This window comes from Janthinobacterium sp. GW823-FHT01H08 (assembly GCF_058797855.1).
Window position 1 is genome coordinate 1,194,920 of record NZ_CM179504.1, and the last position, 16,307, is coordinate 1,211,226.

18 protein-coding genes are annotated in these 16,307 nt (G+C 61.1%); 12 read left to right on the forward strand and 6 right to left on the reverse strand.

The genetic code is table 11. From position 1 onward, the window contains the following. Positions 1–15: 15 nt before the first annotated feature. Positions 16–876, forward strand: coding sequence for a cytochrome c oxidase subunit 3 (locus tag AC3RCG_RS05375; RefSeq protein ID WP_070222559.1), 861 nt, complete (start codon positions 16–18; stop codon positions 874–876). Positions 877–1,037: 161 nt separating this feature from the next. Here the strand turns inward: AC3RCG_RS05375 and AC3RCG_RS05380 are convergent, their stop codons facing one another. Beyond that, positions 1,038–1,238 (reverse strand): twin transmembrane helix small protein, encoded by a 201-nt coding sequence (locus AC3RCG_RS05380; protein WP_046683386.1) that lies wholly within the window; start codon positions 1,236–1,238, stop codon positions 1,038–1,040. Between the two features lie 36 nt (positions 1,239–1,274). Here AC3RCG_RS05380 and AC3RCG_RS05385 point away from each other — a divergent pair, with 36 nt between their 5' ends. From AC3RCG_RS05385 to AC3RCG_RS05410, 6 genes are read left to right on the forward strand one after another with little or no spacing between them, the layout of a single operon-like run. Beyond that, positions 1,275–2,021 (forward strand): SURF1 family protein, encoded by a 747-nt coding sequence (locus tag AC3RCG_RS05385; RefSeq protein ID WP_492403418.1) that lies wholly within the window; start codon positions 1,275–1,277, stop codon positions 2,019–2,021. Further along, positions 2,002–2,631, forward strand: a complete 630-nt coding sequence (locus AC3RCG_RS05390) for an SCO family protein (RefSeq protein WP_070290105.1) — start codon at positions 2,002–2,004, stop codon at positions 2,629–2,631. The genes AC3RCG_RS05385 and AC3RCG_RS05390 overlap by 20 nt, the downstream gene beginning before the upstream one ends. Before the next feature lie 18 nt (positions 2,632–2,649). After that, positions 2,650–3,825, forward strand: coding sequence for a COX15/CtaA family protein (locus tag AC3RCG_RS05395; RefSeq protein ID WP_070290255.1), 1,176 nt, complete (start codon positions 2,650–2,652; stop codon positions 3,823–3,825). Continuing rightward, on the forward strand, positions 3,826–4,725 hold the full coding sequence (gene cyoE, locus AC3RCG_RS05400; RefSeq protein WP_070290106.1) for a heme o synthase: 900 nt from the start codon (positions 3,826–3,828) through the stop codon (positions 4,723–4,725). Then, positions 4,722–5,315 carry an SCO family protein gene (locus AC3RCG_RS05405; RefSeq protein WP_492403415.1) on the forward strand — a complete coding sequence of 198 codons (594 nt, stop codon included), beginning with the start codon at positions 4,722–4,724 and terminating at the stop codon, positions 5,313–5,315. The genes cyoE and AC3RCG_RS05405 overlap by 4 nt, the downstream gene beginning before the upstream one ends. A 42-nt stretch (positions 5,316–5,357) precedes the next feature. After that, the gene (locus AC3RCG_RS05410) at positions 5,358–6,434 is read left to right on the forward strand and encodes an AI-2E family transporter (RefSeq protein ID WP_070222553.1); all 1,077 of its coding nucleotides are present in this window, start codon (positions 5,358–5,360) and stop codon (positions 6,432–6,434) included. Here the strand turns inward: AC3RCG_RS05410 and AC3RCG_RS05415 are convergent, their stop codons facing one another. From AC3RCG_RS05415 to nhaR, 3 genes are all read right to left on the reverse strand, one after another. Next, on the reverse strand, positions 6,435–7,775 hold the full coding sequence (locus AC3RCG_RS05415) for a hemolysin family protein (RefSeq protein WP_492403413.1): 1,341 nt from the start codon (positions 7,773–7,775) through the stop codon (positions 6,435–6,437). A 120-nt stretch (positions 7,776–7,895) separates the two neighbouring features. Beyond that, positions 7,896–9,230 carry an MFS transporter gene (locus AC3RCG_RS05420; RefSeq protein ID WP_121668490.1) on the reverse strand — a complete coding sequence of 445 codons (1,335 nt, stop codon included), beginning with the start codon at positions 9,228–9,230 and terminating at the stop codon, positions 7,896–7,898. Positions 9,231–9,353: 123 nt separating this feature from the next. Continuing rightward, positions 9,354–10,268 carry a transcriptional activator NhaR gene (gene nhaR, locus AC3RCG_RS05425; protein ID WP_070222547.1) on the reverse strand — a complete coding sequence of 305 codons (915 nt, stop codon included), beginning with the start codon at positions 10,266–10,268 and terminating at the stop codon, positions 9,354–9,356. Positions 10,269–10,383: 115 nt separating this feature from the next. On the opposite strand from nhaR, the gene AC3RCG_RS05430 reads away from it, so the two are divergent. The 5 genes from AC3RCG_RS05430 to AC3RCG_RS05450 all read left to right on the forward strand — a co-directional run bounded on the left by AC3RCG_RS05430 (position 10,384) and on the right by AC3RCG_RS05450 (position 13,853). Beyond that, positions 10,384–11,457, forward strand: a complete 1,074-nt coding sequence (locus tag AC3RCG_RS05430) for a DUF475 domain-containing protein (protein ID WP_070222545.1) — start codon at positions 10,384–10,386, stop codon at positions 11,455–11,457. Positions 11,458–11,588: 131 nt separating this feature from the next. Continuing rightward, positions 11,589–12,164, forward strand: coding sequence for a TerD family protein (locus tag AC3RCG_RS05435; protein WP_070222543.1), 576 nt, complete (start codon positions 11,589–11,591; stop codon positions 12,162–12,164). A 73-nt stretch (positions 12,165–12,237) separates the two neighbouring features. Continuing rightward, the gene (locus tag AC3RCG_RS05440; protein WP_492403409.1) at positions 12,238–12,933 is read left to right on the forward strand and encodes a TIGR00266 family protein; all 696 of its coding nucleotides are present in this window, start codon (positions 12,238–12,240) and stop codon (positions 12,931–12,933) included. 39 nt (positions 12,934–12,972) lie between these two features. Further along, positions 12,973–13,554 (forward strand): TerD family protein, encoded by a 582-nt coding sequence (locus tag AC3RCG_RS05445; protein WP_070290121.1) that lies wholly within the window; start codon positions 12,973–12,975, stop codon positions 13,552–13,554. 80 nt (positions 13,555–13,634) lie between these two features. Then, positions 13,635–13,853 carry a proteolipid membrane potential modulator gene (locus tag AC3RCG_RS05450; protein WP_070312927.1) on the forward strand — a complete coding sequence of 73 codons (219 nt, stop codon included), beginning with the start codon at positions 13,635–13,637 and terminating at the stop codon, positions 13,851–13,853. Positions 13,854–13,946: 93 nt separating this feature from the next. On the opposite strand, the gene AC3RCG_RS05455 is transcribed toward AC3RCG_RS05450, so the two are convergent. Both AC3RCG_RS05455 and AC3RCG_RS05460 read right to left on the reverse strand, forming a co-directional pair. After that, positions 13,947–14,444, reverse strand: coding sequence for a zinc ribbon domain-containing protein (locus AC3RCG_RS05455; protein WP_070290123.1), 498 nt, complete (start codon positions 14,442–14,444; stop codon positions 13,947–13,949). 144 nt (positions 14,445–14,588) lie between these two features. Then, positions 14,589–16,229: a patatin-like phospholipase family protein gene (locus AC3RCG_RS05460; RefSeq protein ID WP_492403406.1), complete on the reverse strand. Its 1,641-nt coding sequence runs from the start codon at positions 16,227–16,229 to the stop codon at positions 14,589–14,591. Positions 16,230–16,307: the final 78 nt, after the last annotated feature.

Sequence of the window (16,307 nt, forward strand, 5' to 3'; positions counted from 1 at the left end):
TTTGAGGAGATGATGATGAGTTCCAACCACGCCGCCGTACCTTATTATTTCGTGCCCGGCCCGTCGCGCTGGCCCATGCTGGGCGGCGCCAGCCTGCTGCTGACCATGATCGGTGCCTCGGCCTGGGTCAACGACGTCTCCTGGGGACCATACGTGAATTACCTGGGCATCGCGGGCATCCTGCTGGTGCTGTATTTCTGGTTCGGCGACGCCATCAGCGAATCGGAACAGGGCCTGTACAGCGAGCGCATCGATCACTCCTTCCGCTGGAGCATGAGCTGGTTCATCTTTTCGGAAGTCATGTTCTTCGCCGCCTTCTTCGGCGCCCTGTTCTACGCGCGCAGCATCTCGATGCCGTGGCTGGCCGACCTCGACCACAAGGTGATCTGGCCCGATTTCGCCGCCCACTGGGGCAATACGGGCCCGGCCGGCACGGTGCAGGAATTCACCACCATGACGCCGTTCTGGATTCCGACCATCAATACGGCCCTGCTGCTGACGTCGGGTGTCACCCTGACGATTTCCCACCACGCGCTGCGCGCCGGCCACCGCGCCATGACGGCCCTGTTCCTGTTCGCCACCATCGTGCTGGGCGCCATTTTCATGGGCTTCCAGGTCTACGAATACATGCACGCCTACAGCGAACTGAACTTGAAATTGACGTCCGGCATCTACGGCGCCACCTTCTTCATGCTGACGGGCTTCCACGGCTTCCATGTGACCCTGGGCGCCATCATGCTGTCCGTCATCCTGTACCGCGTGCTGAAAGGCCACTTCACGCCCGAGCACCACTTCGGCTTCGAAGGCGCCGCCTGGTACTGGCACTTTGTCGACGTCGTCTGGCTGGGCCTGTACGTGGTCGTGTATTGGTTATAATGGCGGGGCAGGGCGCGCGTTGTTGAGGGGCGCGCCGGCACCATAAAAAAAAGCCGTACCGGGACATCCTGGGTACGGCTTTTTTCTTAGTGTGAAGAATTTTGCTAAGCAAGCAACGTCGTTGGCAACGGGGTCAGACCCGTCGGGTCTGACCCCAGCCGTTAATGTATTCCCGTCGGCTGGATGTAACCCAGATGATGCGCCAGCAGGATCAGCAAAAACAGGGTGATCGACAAGCCCACGCGCAGGGCCAGCGCCTGCACGGTGCGGTTGCTCTTGCCCTTGTCGCGCATGAGGAAGAACAGGGCCGAGCCCAGGCTGCCCAGGATCAGGATGAAGGCGATGGCAACGAGGATTTTCATGGATGGTAGCGCCAGGCTTGAGGAGGTTTCATTGTAATGCGTATCCGCTTCCATTTTAGATGGATTCCATTTGTTGTAATGCTGCTACTGGTGGCGTTGGGCGTGTCGCTGGCGCAATGGCAGCAGCGCCGTGCCGATGAAAAAGTCGCCCGCGCCGCCCGGCTCGAGGCGGGCAACCAGGCGGCGCCGCTGGCCTTGACGGCCGCACCGCTGCTGCCGGACGATGCGCAAGCGATCGAATACCGCCGCGTTACCGTCACGGGCCATTTCGTGCCCGCCTGGACGGTCTACCTGGACAACCGCCCCTACAAGGGCCAGGCCGGTTTCCACGTGCTCACGCCATTTCAAATAGACGGTTCCCCCATGCACGTACTGGTGGCGCAGGGCTGGTTGCCGCGCAACAATGCCGAGCGCACGCGCATTCCCGACTACGCCACGCCCACGGGTACGGTGACGATCACCGGCATCGCGCGCCTGAACGCGGGCCATGTGATGGAACTGGGCACGGCGCCGGCCCTGGCGCCGCACGCCATCGTGCAAAATGCCGATATCGGCCAGCTGGCCCGGGCCAGCGGCCTGGCCCTGCAGCCCTTTATCCTCGAACAAACAGTCGACCCAGGTGATCCGCCAGCATCCGGCCAGCTTCCCGTGCGCGACTGGCCGGCGCCCGACCTGGGCGCCGACAAGCACCGCGGCTATGCTTTCCAGTGGTATGCACTGGCACTGATGGCTTTTTTATTTTTTGTCTTTACAGGATTTCGACGTGCAAACAAACAGCCCTGAAGCAACGCAAGACAACAGCAACAAGCAGGCACAGAATACGGGACGGTGGAAACTGCTGGCCGTGGTGGCCGTGTGCGCCTTTCCCATCATCGCCTCCTATTTCACGTATTACATCATCAAGCCCACGGGCCGCAACAATTACGGCGCCCTGATCGACCCCCGCTTGCATCCGATACCGGAAGCCCAGCTGCAGGTGACGGAACTGGACGGCAAGCCCGCGCCGCTGGCCCAGTTCAAGGGCAAGTGGGTGCTGCTGCAGACGGGCCCGTCCGATTGCCAGGAAGCGTGCAAGAAGCAATTGTTTGACATGCAACAACTGCGTTTGATGCAAGGCAAGGAGCGCGAACGCCTGGAACGGGTCTGGCTGGTGACGGATGGCCAGCCGCTCGACACGCTCGTGATGCGCGAATTCGACGGCACCAGCATGCTGCGCGTGAATAATGACGCCTTAAAGGCGTGGCTGCCCGTGGAGCCGGGCGGCAAGACCAGCGACCACTTATATTTGATCGATCCGCTGGGCAACCTGATGATGCGCTTCCCGAAAGACGCGGACCCGAACAAGATCAAGAAAGACATCGCCAAGCTGCTCAAAGCTTCGGCGATCGGTTGAGGAGTCTGCATGCCGACGATGCATCTCTCCGCGCTGGCCCAGCTGGGCTTGACGGGTCTGCTGGTGGCGCTGCTGCCGTTGACCATGGTCTGGGTGTCCGCGGACGCCAATAAATACCGCAAGCTCGTGTGGATCGCCGTCTTCCTGACGGTCGACCTGATCATGTTCGGCGGTTTTACGCGGCTGTCCGATTCCGGCCTGGGCTGTCCCGATTGGCCAGGCTGTTATGGTTCCGCCAATCCTTTCCTCGCGCACGAACACATCGTCGCGGCGGAAACCCTGATGCCGACGGGCCCCGTGACGGTAGTGAAAGCGTGGATCGAAATGACGCACCGCTACCTGGCCATGGCCATCGGCGTCTTGATCGTGGCGATGATGGTGCAGGCGTGGCGCCAGTGGAGAAAGAGCAAGCGCGAGGAATTCGCCCCCGCGCTGCCGACGGCGCTGTTCCTGTTCGTCTGCCTGCAAGGCGCGTTCGGCGCCTGGACCGTCACCTTGAAGCTGCAACCGGTGATCGTCACCATCCACTTGCTGCTGGGCATGGGCTTGCTGGCCATGCTGACGTGGCTGGGCGGGCGCCAGGATCATGCCGTCAAACCCCTGCTGCGCGCCGATGCGGACGCTGCCGTGCTGCGCCCCGTGCGCGCGCTGGCTGTCATGTCGCTCGTGCTCTTGACGGTGCAGATCGCGCTCGGTGGCTGGGTGAGCACCAACTACGCCACGCTGGCCTGCACGGATTTCCCCCTGTGCGGCGGCAAGGTCATTCCGGAGATGGATTTCGAGCATGGTTTCCACCTGTGGCGCGAACTGGGCAAGACGGCCGCCGGCCACTATTTGCCGTTTTCCGCGCTGACGGCCATCCACTGGGTGCACCGCAACTTCGCCTTCATCGTGCTGGCCGGCATCGGCTATACCGTGTGGCGCGCGTGGAAATTGCCATCCTTGCGCGGCACGGCCCGCTGGGTGGCGCTGGTGCTGGCCCTGCAGGCGGCCACGGGCCTGGCGACCATCTACCTGAGCTGGCCATTGTCGATTGCCGTGCTGCATAACGGCGGGGCGGCGCTGCTCGTGTTGTTGCTGACCATGTTAAACTACAAGGCTAAATTCCAACTCGATGTAGCGCGCAATGTTCAGCGCGCTTGCGCCGCCGCGCCAGTGCCCTCGGCACCAGCCAGTCCTTCCCGTACCGCATAAATGACTACTCAGACCATCAGCCGTAAACCATCCCCCCGCATCGCCCAGTACTGGGCGCTGACCAAGCCCCGCGTCACGCAGCTGGCCGTATTTTGCGCCGTCATCGGCATGTTCCTGGCCAGCGAGGAGTTGCCGGACTGGCATGCGGTGGTGTTCGGCACCATCGGCATCTGGCTGCTGGCCGGCGCCGCGTTTGCCGTCAATTGCCTGGCCGAGCGCGAGATCGATGCGCGCATGGCCCGCACGGCGCGCCGTCCGATGGCCATGGGCGACATCACGGTGAAACAGACGGTGGTGTTCGCGCTCGTGATCGGCGGCCTGGGCATGGCGATTTTGTATCACCTCGTCAATCCGCTGACCATGTGGCTGACCTTTGTCACCTTTGTCGGCTATGCCTTGATCTACACCATGGTGCTCAAACCCGCCACGCCGCAAAACATCGTCATCGGCGGCCTGTCCGGCGCCATGCCGCCCGCGCTGGGCTGGGCGGCCGTCGCCAACGACGTGCCGATGCAGGCGTGGCTGCTGGTCCTGATCATTTTCGTCTGGACGCCGCCGCACTTCTGGGCGCTGGCCATGTACCGCCGCGACGATTACGCGCGCTCGGGCCTGCCCATGCTGCCCGTCACGCACGGCATGCAATTTACGCAATTCCACGTCTGGCTGTATTCGATCGCGCTGGCCGCCACCACCTTGCTGCCGTATGCCGTGCGCATGAGCGGCCTGATCTACCTGGCTTCGGCCGTGCTGCTCAATGCGGGCTTCCTGTATTACGCGTGGAAGATGTACCGCCACTACACGGACTTGATCGCGCGCAAAGCGTTTACTTTTTCCATCATCTACCTGGCATTGCTGTTCGCGGCCTTGCTGGTCGATCACTACATTCCCCTCGGCACATGAAAAAATACCTGACCTTGTTGTTGGCGGCCGCGCTGGCCGTCGTCCTCGCCGGCTGCGGCAAGCCTGCCGCACCGAAGCTGGCATTCAAGAACACGGACGTGACGGGCCTGGGCTACGCGCGCGAATTCGCGCTGACGGACCACACGGGCCACCCGCGCACGCTGGCCGACTACAAGGGCAAGCTGGTGCTGATGTTCTTCGGCTACACGCAATGCCCGGACGTCTGCCCCACGACCATGGCCGACATGGCGCAGGTGATGAAGGAAATGGGTCCGCAGGCGGACCAGGTGCAGGTGCTGTTCGTCACCGTCGACCCCGAGCGCGACACGCAGCAATTGCTGGCGCAATACGTGCCGGCCTTCGACAAGCGCTTCGTGGGACTCTATGGCAGCCTGGAACAGACGGCCAGGGTGGCCAAGGAATTCAAGGTGTATTACGCCAAGGTCGAAGGCGAAACGGACAGCAGCTACACGGTCGACCACACGGCGGGCACCTATGTGTTCGACCGCGAAGGCAAGATCCGCCTGTTCGTGCGCCACGGCGAAAAGCCTGCCGCCATCGCGCACGATCTTAAACTTCTGCTATCCTGATCCGGTCGCGCCCCCGGGCGCCATCTTCAGGATTTGCAGTACATGGACAAACGTTTCGAGCCCCACGCCCGCCTGGCAGCCATCATCTTCTTGTTGATTGGCTGCTTTTTCGTCTTGCGGCCCTTCCTGGCCGCCATGCTGTTTGCCGCCTGCGTGGGCATTTCCAGCTGGCCCTTGTATCTCCTCCTGCTCGACCGCCTGAAAGGCCGACGCAACTGGGCGGCCGCCATCATGACCCTGTCATTGCTCCTGGTCATCGTGCTGCCGCTAGCCCTCGTCACCTACAACCTGGCCGATAACGTCTCGCGCATCTATGAACAGTTGCGTACGGCGCTGGAAACGGGCGGCCTGCATCCGCCCGCCTGGCTGGCCAGCATTCCCGTGGTGGGCGAAACCATCGCCGGCTACGTGGAGCGCCTGCTCGCCGATCGCGAGGAATTATTGAATTTGGGCAAGACGATGCTGGAGCCGGCGCGCCATTTCCTCGCTTCCGGCGGCATCCTGCTGGGCACGGGCCTGGCGCAGACCAGCCTGGCCGTGTTCGTCAGCTTCTTCCTCTACCGCGACGGCCAGCAGCTGAGCCGTGCCTTGATGACGGGCGCCGGCCGCATCATCGGCGACAGCGCGCCCGGCGTGGGTTTGACCATCAGCCGCACCGTGCGCGGCGTCATGTATGGCTTGCTGGGCACGGCGCTGGCGCAAGCGCTGGTGGCCGTGGTGGGCTTCCTGATCGCCGGCGTGCCGGCCGTCGCGCTGCTGGGCGTTGCCACCTTCATTTTTTCGCTGATCCCCGTGGGTCCGCCTCTGATCTGGGGCGGTGCCGCCATCTGGCTGTTTTCAGACGGCCAGACGGGCTGGGGCATTTTCATGCTGGTGTGGGGCGCGCTGCTGATCAGCGGCGTGGACAACGTGGTCAAACCCATGCTGATCAGCCGCGGCAGCAGCCTGCCGTTTTTGCTGGTGCTGCTGGGCGTGCTGGGCGGCGTGCTGGCCTTCGGCTTCGTCGGCATCTTTATCGGCCCGACCCTGCTGGCCGTGCTGTACAGCCTGCTGCAAACGTGGACGGTGGGCGAAACCACCGTGCCGCAGGGCAAGGATACGATTACGTTGAAGAAGTAATCAGTCGCGCAAGTCCGCATCGAGATCGCGTTCCTGCTTCGGAATCACCTTGATCAGCACGATGCGGGGCCCGTTCATCTTCTTGACGACGATGTCGAAGTCGACAAAGGTGATGCGCTGGCCCTGCTTCGGAATGTCTCCCAGCTTGACCATGATCAAGCCGCCCACCGATTCCACGTCGTCCAGCCCCAGTTCCTCGTTTTCGATATCGATGCCGAGGATGCGTTCGAGCGAGAAGATGGGCAGGCTGGCCTTGCCGATCAGGGTGCCGTCGCTTTGCTTGAGCCAGTCGTTTTCATTGCGGCGGAATTCGTCGCGGATTTCACCGACCATGGCGCCAAGCAAGTTATCGAGCGTAATGAAACCCAGCGGACGCTTGCCCTTTTCGCCGATCAGGGCGAAGTGCGGCGCGCCGTCGCGAAAGCGCCGGAACAGTTCCAGTGCCGGCGTGCGCGCGGAAATGATGTCGACGGGACGCAGGAACGGCGTGAGCGAGGTGATCGGCTTGCCCGCCTGCTGGGCAAAGAACAGGTCTTTCAGGTGCACCACGCCCAGCACGTCGTCTTCATTCGTGTCGAAATACGGGTAGCGGCTGAAGCGGTTGCGCAGCACCGTGTCGAGGTTTTCTTCCAAGGTGTTCGAGGCGTGCAGGGCGATCACTTCATTGATCGGGCGCATCAGGTCCGATACCGTCATTTGTTCGAAATCAAGCGACTGGGCCAGGATGTTACGCTCGTCGCGCGTAAACTTTTCGCCGGGCTGGCTGGTGCGCAGGATCAGTTTCAATTCTTCGGACGAGTAATGGGCATCGTGGCCGCCCTTGCCGGACAGGCCCGCCAGGCGCAGCACCCAGTTGGCGCTGGCGTTGAGCAGGTAGATGGCGGGGTACATGGTCCAGTAAAAGCCGTACAGGGGAATCGCGCTCCACAGGCCGACGGCTTCCGGGTTGCGGATGGCCATCGATTTGGGCGCCAGTTCGCCCACGACGATGTGCAGGAAGGAAATCACGCTGAAGGCGAGGACGAAGGAGATGCCGTGGATCAGCTCTTGCGAGGTGACGCCGATGGCGCCGAACAGCGGCTCCAGCAAGCCGGCAAACGCCGGTTCGCCGACCCAGCCCAGGCCCAGCGAGGCCAGCGTGATGCCCAGCTGGCAGGCGGACAGGTAGGCGTCCAGCTGGCCATGCACCTTGGCCAGGATGCGGCCCCGCAGTCCCTGTGTCTTGGCGATGGCGCGGATGCGCGTGCGCCGCAAGGTGACGATGCCAAACTCGGCGGCAACAAAAAAACCGTTCAGCGCGACCAGGAAGAGGGCGAGCAGGACTAGCAAGACATTGTGCATGGGGGCGCAAAAGATGGGCTGTTAAAACGTCATCTTAAACGACGAAGGCCGCCATAGCCTAATTTAGCCGCGCGCCCCGCCCGTGCAGGCGGGCGCGCGCGGCCGGTCTTGCACGCTTGTTCAGCCTTTGGCCGCCGTTTGCGGCCCGCCGCGCATGGCAAACACCATGACGGCCGAGACGATGGCGGGGATGGCGACGACGAGGAAGATCGTGCTGTTGGGCCAGTTCAGGCGGATCAGCTCGCCGCCGAGCACGGGGCCGATGATGGAACCGATGCGGCCCACGCCCAGGCTCCAGCCGATGCCCGTCGAGCGCAGGGTGGTCGGGTAGTAGCTGGCCGCCAGGGCGTTGACGGCAGGCTGGCCGCCCACCACGCAGAAACCGGCGATGAAAATGGTGATGAACAGGAAGGCCAGCGACACGTCGGGACGGCCGATCAGGGCAATGGCCACGGCAGCGACCAAAAAGCACGGCAGCAGGATGCGGCGGAAGCTGGAACGGTCGATCAGCTGGCCCATGACGAGGGTGCCGATGGTGCCGCCCACTTGCAGGGCCGTGCCCGCCAGCACGGCGTTGGCCGTCGACAGGCCCGCTTCCTTGGCGATGGTCGGCAGCCAGTTGGACAGGAAATATAAATTCAGCAAGTTCATGAAGTTGATGACCCACAATAAAATCGTCATCTTGGCGCGGCCGCCCGTAAACAATTGCAGCACGGGCGCGCCCTTGTGTTCCTTTTCATGCACGACGTATTGCGTGTCGGCCGTGATGTTGACGGTGGGATCGATGCGCTTGAGCCACTGGGCGACTTTATCCAGCTTGCGTTTCTTGAGCACCAGGAATTGCATCGATTCCGGCAGCAGGAAGAACATCAGCACGCCGATGACCAGCGGCACCACGCCGCCCACGTAAAACACGGATTGCCAGCCGAAGGCGGGAATCAGCGCGGCGGACAATAATCCGCCCAGCACGGCGCCCAGGGTAAAGCCGCACGAGACGAGCATCATCAGGGTGACTTTCTTGCGCAGGGGGCTGTATTCGCCGGCCAGCGCCATGGCGTTCGGCATCACGGCGCCCAGGCCCAGTCCCGTGATAAAACGGATCAGCTGCAATTGCTCGATGTTTGTTGCCAGCGGCGTTACCAGCATGCACAGCGAAAAGAAGATGGTCGAGCCGATCAGCACGGGGCGGCGGCCGAACTTGTCGGCCGTGATGCTGAAGACGAGCGAGCCGACCAGCATGCCCAGCAAGCCCGCGCCAAACACGGGGCCCAGGTTGGCCTTGCTGACATGCCAGTCGGCAATGATGGCGGGCGCCACATAGCCCATCGCCTGTACGTCGAAGCCATCCATGATGACGCACAGCCCGCACAGGATCAGCATGCCGATCTGGAAGGAGCCGATCCTGTTGTTATTGATGAGATCGGGAATATCGATCGTCTTGCCTGCCGTGGACATGGTGATGCTCCTGTTTTTTATGGTGATCGCACCCTGCCGGCGAGGGTGGGGCGCGTGTTTGTCTCAGGCTTTATTACAATCGCTTTTGATTGATTATTCAAACGTTATTTTCGAATGGATTTATCAGCTTTCCTTGTGAATCTTTGGCTGGCCCTGGATGGCGGCCAGGATGACGTCCAGCGCCGGGTGCATGATCTTGCGTTCGTTTGAAATGACATAAAACTGTTCGCGCAGGGATGAGGCGTCGCCGACCAGCACGGCGCCGAATTGCTCCTCGATATCGGCCGCCAGGCTGGCCGGGGCGAAGAACAGGCCCAGGCCCTTGCGGCCGAAGGCGTTGAGCATGGCGTTGTCCTCGAATTCACCCACCACATCGGGCCGCACGCCTTGCTGCACCATCCATTCATCGATGCGCCCGCGCAAGGCGTTATTGCGCGCCGGCAGCAGGAATGGCGCGCCATGCAGGCTGTGCGGGAAGTTGTCGCGGTATTGTGCGGCCAGCGCGGGGATGCCGAACAGTTTCATGGCGCTTTCGCCCCACAGGTGGCTGGACACGCGCAGGCTGGCGCCGGCGGGCACGGCGCGGTCCGTCAACACCAGGTCCAGCTTGTGCAGGGCCAGGTCGGCCAGCAAGGATTCAAATTCGTCTTCCAGGCACACGAGCTTGACGGGCTGGTCCAGGCTGCGCGTGGCGTCCAGCATGCGGTAGGCCATCAGTTTCGGCAGGGAATCGGAAATGCCCACCGTCAAACGCATCTTTTCCGCGTCCGTATCGGCCAGCGCATCCTGCATCTGCTCGCCCAGCAAAAAAATCTGGTCCGCATAGCCGAGCGCCAGCCGGCCCGCTTCCGTCGGCACCAGGCGGCGTCCCTGCGGCTGCAGCAGGGAGCGGCCCAGTTCCTTTTCCAGCAGGGCCAGCTGGGTGCTGATGGTTTGCACGGCCAATCCCAGCCGTTCGGCCGCGCGCGTCACGCCGCCTTCCTTGGCGACCACCCAAAAGAAGTACAAATGGCGGTAATTGAAGCCTGTGGTTTTCATCGCGATATCCTATCTTCTGTTTTTACGAAGTAATACTTCCATTATCTTCTATTTTTAAATGTGTGACATGTCCCTATACTATGTTTCATTAAATCTAGATAACGGGGAACTATCGATGAAGCATTTCAGAGTGTCATTTCTAGTGACATTTATCTGCCTGGGCATTTCCGCCTGGTGGGGTTACACGCACGGTGGCGTGCAGACGATGCTGGCGGCGCTCGGTATCGCGGTGATCCTGGGCGTGATGGAAGTCTCGCTGTCGTTCGACAACGCGGTGGTCAATGCCTCGGTGCTGAAGAACTGGGACAAATTCTGGCAAAACCTGTTCCTGGGCGTGGGCATCATCATCGCCGTGTTCGGCATGCGTCTGCTGTTCCCGCTGGTCATCGTGGCGCAAGCGGCGGACCTGGGCTTGATGGAAGTATGGAATCTGGCACTGAGCAATCCGGAACAGTATTCGATGCACCTGACGAATCACCACGCGGAAGTGGCGGCATTCGGCGGCATTTTCCTGCTGCTGGTCTTCCTGAACTTCCTGCTGGACTCGGAAAAAGAAACGCACTGGCTGGGCCGCATTGAAGAAAAACTGGGCGCGCTGGGCAAGATTTCGTCGATTTCGGTGATGATCGCGCTCGGTACCCTGATGGTCAGTCTGTCGATGATCGAAGAAGGCCAGAAGCTGGTGGTCCTGACGGCCGGCCTGTGGGGTATTTTGACCTACGTGGGCGTCGATGTGATCAGCGGTTTGCTGGAAGGCGACAACGGCGACGGCAACATGGGCGATATCATCAAGCGCGGCGGTATTGGCGGCTTCCTGTACCTGGAAGTGCTCGACGCCTCGTTCAGCTTTGACGGCGTGATCGGCGCGTTTGCCATCACCAAGGATGTCGTGATCATCATGCTGGGCCTGGCAATCGGCGCGATGTTCGTGCGTTCGATGACGGTGTTCCTGGTGCGCAAGGGCACGCTCGACGAGTTCGTTTATCTGGAGCACGGCGCGCACTATGCGATCGGTATCCTGGCCGTGATCATGTTGGTCAGCATGAAGTTCCACATTCCCGAGATTTTCACGGGTCTGATTGGGGTGGCCTTCATTCTCGCCTCGCTGTGGTCGTCGATCCGCTACAAGCGCAGGATGGCCCTCGAAGAAGGCCGGACGGAAGCGCTGGAAGCGGTCAAGGCAGTGTAAAGAATGCGCGGCAAACGACTACACCCGTTTGTCGGCAAGTTGCAGCAAGCGTCGCCGCCGGCCTGGGGAGTCAGGCCGGTGGAGGACGCCAGGTGTTTGATCATATACAACCCACATAGGAGAAATACATCATGGCAATCAGTCTGCAAAAAGGCGGCAACGTCAACCTGAGCAAGGAAGCCCCCGGCATTTCGAAGATGATCATCGGCCTGGGCTGGGATGCCCGCGCCACCGACGGCGCCGCGTTCGACATCGACGGTTCCGTATTCCTGTTGAAGGCCGACGGCAAGGTTCGCGCCGACGTCGACATGATTTTCTATAACAACCTGAAGTCGAGCGACGGTTCCGTCACCCACTCGGGCGACAACACCACGGGCGCCGGCGATGGCGACGATGAAACCGTCGTCGTCGACCTGGCCACGGTGCCAGCCGAGATCGACAAGATCGCCGTCTGCGTGACGATTCACGATGCCGAAGCGCGCAAGCAAAACTTTGGTATGGTATCGAAAGCGTACGTGCGTTGCGTCAACGCCAACGGCAACACGGAAATCGCCCGCTTCGACCTGTCGGAAGACGGTTCGGCGGAAACGGCCATGGTCTTCGGCGAAATCTACCGCAATGGCGGCGATTGGAAATTCAAGGCCATCGGCCAGGGATATAAAGGCGGTCTGGGCCCACTCGCCGCGTCTTTCGGCGTCGGCGTATAAGTTGTAAATAATCAAGGCGGTCCGCAGCGCGGGCCGCCGCCATCACCATCATCGTTGAGGAAGGAACAGTTGAATGCCGGTTTTTAATGTAACAGGGGACGTCGACCCGTTTCTGCATGTGTCGCTGGCCAAGGGCGAGAAGATTTATTGCGAATCCGATGCGATGGTGATGATGGAAACCAATCTTGAGCTGAAAGGCAAGATGACGGGCGGCATCGGTGCGGCGCTGATGCGCACCTTTGCCAACGGCGAATCGTTCTTTCAGCAGCATATCGAGGCTGTGCGGGGCGACGGCGACTGTCTGCTGTCGCCCACCTTGCCCGGCGCGATGCGGGTGCTCGAGGTGGGTGCCCAGCAATACATGATCAACGACGGCGCCTTCGTGGCTGCCACGTCTGGCGTGGAATTGAAGGTGAGCACGCAAAGCCTTGGCAATGCGCTGTTTGCCCAGAGCGGTGGGTTTTTCATCACCGAGACGGCAGGCAGCGGCCAGTTGGCGGTGTCCGGTTTTGGCGCGATGTCGGAACTGGAAGTGACGCCTGGCAAGGACGTGGTGATCGACAATTCGCACGTCGTATGCTGGGACAACCGCCTGCAATACGAAATTTCCATCACGACCGGCAGCAGCGGCGGCTTTCTGGGTAATTTGATCAATAGCCAGACCAGCGGCGAAGGCATGGTGCTGAAGTTTTCAGGCACAGGAAAAATCCTCGTGTGCTCGCGCAACCGCGCGGCCTTCCTCGCCTGGACCCAAAGCAAGCCGGCGTAACTAATATTTGATGTAACCAAGCAAACAGGAGCTATGCGTATGTCTGTCAATTTGAGCAAGGGCCAGAAGATTTCTCTGGACAAAGAAGCTGGTACCACCCTGACCCGTATCACCATGGGCCTGGGCTGGGATGCGGCCAAGACCAAGGGTTTCCTCGGTTTCGGTTCGAAGACGGAAGCCGTCGACCTGGACGCCTCGTGCGTCATGTTCGACGAGAACAAGGGCACGTCCGACATCGTCTGGTTCCGCCAGCTGAAAAGCAAGGACGGCAGCATTGTCCACACGGGCGACAACCGCACGGGCGCGGGCGATGGCGACGACGAACAGATCAATGTCGATCTGTCGAAGGTGCCGGCGCACGTGAAAAGCCTGGTCTTCACCGTCAACAGCTTTACTGGCCAGAACTTCTCGCAGGTGGAAAACGCCTATTGCCGCATCTTGAATGCGAGCAATAACCAGGAAGTCGCGCGTTTCAACCTGTCTGTGCAAGGTTCCCACACGGCACAGATCATGGCCAAGCTGTACCGCCATAACGGCGAATGGAAGATGCACGCCATCGGAGAAAACGGCAACGGTCGCACGTTTGACGACCTGATGCCCCAAATCTCAGTGCATCTATAAGGAGCAGTACGCAGCGGGCGGGGGACGGACCGGATACCGGCCCTTGTCCGCTGCTCTATTTTGAAGGAGAGTATGTCGTGATGCGATTGCTGATAGCCTTGCTACTTCCGTGTCTCACGTTTTTCATGCTGGGGCGCCCGCTGGCCGGTGCCGCCGCCTTGATCTTGCAGTGCACTGTGATCGGCTGGGCGCCGGCGGCCCTGTGGGCCCTGTACACGGTGAACCAGCATAAAACGGAGAAGGAACTGGAAGGTGCGTTAAGCCGCAGCTACATGCGCAGGCGTAGTCGCTTGATTTAAGGTCGATTGATCTAAATCAACCGGGCGCCAGGAATCCTTGCGCTAAAGCCCGTACGAGCGATCGTGCGGGCTTTTTTGTGCGCGTGCGAGGCGCTACTCATCGCTTTCGGCTGGGCATATTGCCGCTTGTGCGGCCTCTTGCGAGGAGGTTTCCGCTGCCGCCAGCAGGGTGTCGACGGTGCTGGCGTCAACGCGCTTCATGTCTTTCGACCACGATACGAGTAAGGCGAAAGACAGCAACAGGCTGATCACGCCGATGACTAGCGTAAGACCGATGCCCCATTGCGACCACTTTCGTTGTACCAGGTTGAAGTGTTCAACACTTTGCCATTTTCCATTTTTCCAGGCCATCTCACGGCCTTTGATGCCCAGCCAGATGGCAACCCCGATGCCAACGTAGGGGATCAGTGCGAGTAAGCCTATCCACGTGCGGTTGCCGATCGCCCATATCCAGTTCAGCAGGAAGGCACCCCAGCTCCAGCCAGCCACACCGGCAGGCAGTGCCTCGGCGGCGTCACTGCGCGCGCCACAGTTGGCGCAAAAGTGCGTCTTGCCTTCCGCTTGCTGCGTCCCGCATGCCGTGCAAAACATGGGCTATCCTACACGATGAATGGTGACCAGGCGGCTGCGGTGCATGGGTTGATCCCCCGCAACAGCCGTACAGTGCATTCTTCTTCGTCGACGTCATGGCTGTCTTGATTACAATCAAGAGTTACCCTTGTCGTGACAGGCAGCTCATTTCTTGCAGCGTATCGGCACGTTCACGGAATTGCCGTCCGAACTCAAGTTGCGGTATTGCAAATCTTCGCTTTCGATGGCGAAGCGGGGCACGGCGTGCACGTAGCGCTGCTTGCAGACCGTGTCGTCATTGATCAGTTTGCCCGCCAACATGTAGTCGCACAGGGCGAAGCGCGATTCCTCGTCGTCGAGGATCAGCACGCGCGCGGCGCTGTACAGCGCCGATTGCAAGACGTCCGGGCTGCAGTTTTCCGGGCCCGTCAGTTTCAGATGGGTCTTCGTCTGCGTGGCCAGGCGCTGCAGCTTGACGAGGGCGGCGCGCTCTTCCTTGCGGGCACTGTCGACTTGGGCGTCGCCGCTGGACAGGCGCAGCGCCAGCGAGGCGATCTGGTCGATGGAAATATGCCAGGCAAAGCCTTCGAGGCGCGTGCGGATCTGGCCGGGCAAAGGATCGGCCGCATCGACTTCGCAGCGGTACTGGCCCAGGTGGGGACGGCACAGCACGGGAATGGCAAAGGCCGAGGTGCGCTTGCCCTTGACGAATTTCTGGCTCAGGTCGCCAAAGTTTTCATGCGTGATGGTATCGAAGCGGGCTTGCCCAAAGCCCATCTTGACGAGATTTTCCTTGCGCTGGCGCGAAAACAGGGCATCGACGGCATCGTAGATATTCTTGTTGAAGATGCGGTCCAGCGGCTGGCGCTCGTCCGACATCTTTTCGAACACGGCGCTGGAATTGGGCGCGTTGGCGTCGATGGAAATGAGGATGAAGGGCTTGCTGTTCAGGCGCGGCGGCACGACGGCCATGTCGTTGCCGTACAGTTGCGTCAGGGCCACGTCCCACAGGGTTTCCACGCCCAGGTTGTCGGCCGCGCCGCCGTCGAACAGGTGCACGTAGGACGGCGATTCGCGCGACTCGGAACCGAGTTCCGGCACGAACGTATTTTTCGGACGGAAACGCTCGAAGGTGACGGAATCGAACACGCCGGGAAAGGCGGCCGAGGTGGCCACGGCCGTGGCCAGGCGGATATCCTGGATCGGCGAATGCAGGGTGCCGTAGAAATACTCATAAGAAAACACCACGCGCTTGCCGCCATCGGTGGCATCCGTCGCGTTGGCCAGGAAGATGGGGCCGTCGTGCGGCAAGTCCTCGTAGGTTTTCTTGTCGTACAGCACATCGTCGAATACGTCGGACAGGAAGGACGTGCGCGTCTTGTTCGTCAACAACATCGTCGTCAGGTTGGCCGGTTTCAAAATGGTCTGGCCGAAGAAATCCGTTTTCAGCTTGCTGCGCAGCAAAGGCCAATCCGTCTGCCTGCCATGCAAGGCATAGTAGCCGCCCGCGATGGCGCCGCCGGACACGCCGGAGATGGCCGAGGCGCCGCTGACGAGACCGAACTGCTCCAGCTGCTCCAGCGAGGCGGCCGAGAAATTGGCTGCGCGGCTGCCTCCGCCGGACAGGGCGATGCCGATGAAGTGGTCGTTGGGCATCGGGTTCTGGATGCGCGCCTTGGGCGCGTCGATGCGCAGGCGCGGGGCTTCCTGCACGGTGAACGTGCGGTTTTCCACGCCGCTGTTGGGGCGCAGGGCGAGTACCGTGCAGCCGCTCAGCAGCGCGACGAGGATAAATGGTGCGAACAAGCGTGGCTTCATGCGTGATCTGTGCGTAGTCATTGGTTGGGATACGGACGGAAACGTGTGCGATTCTAGCAAACTTGC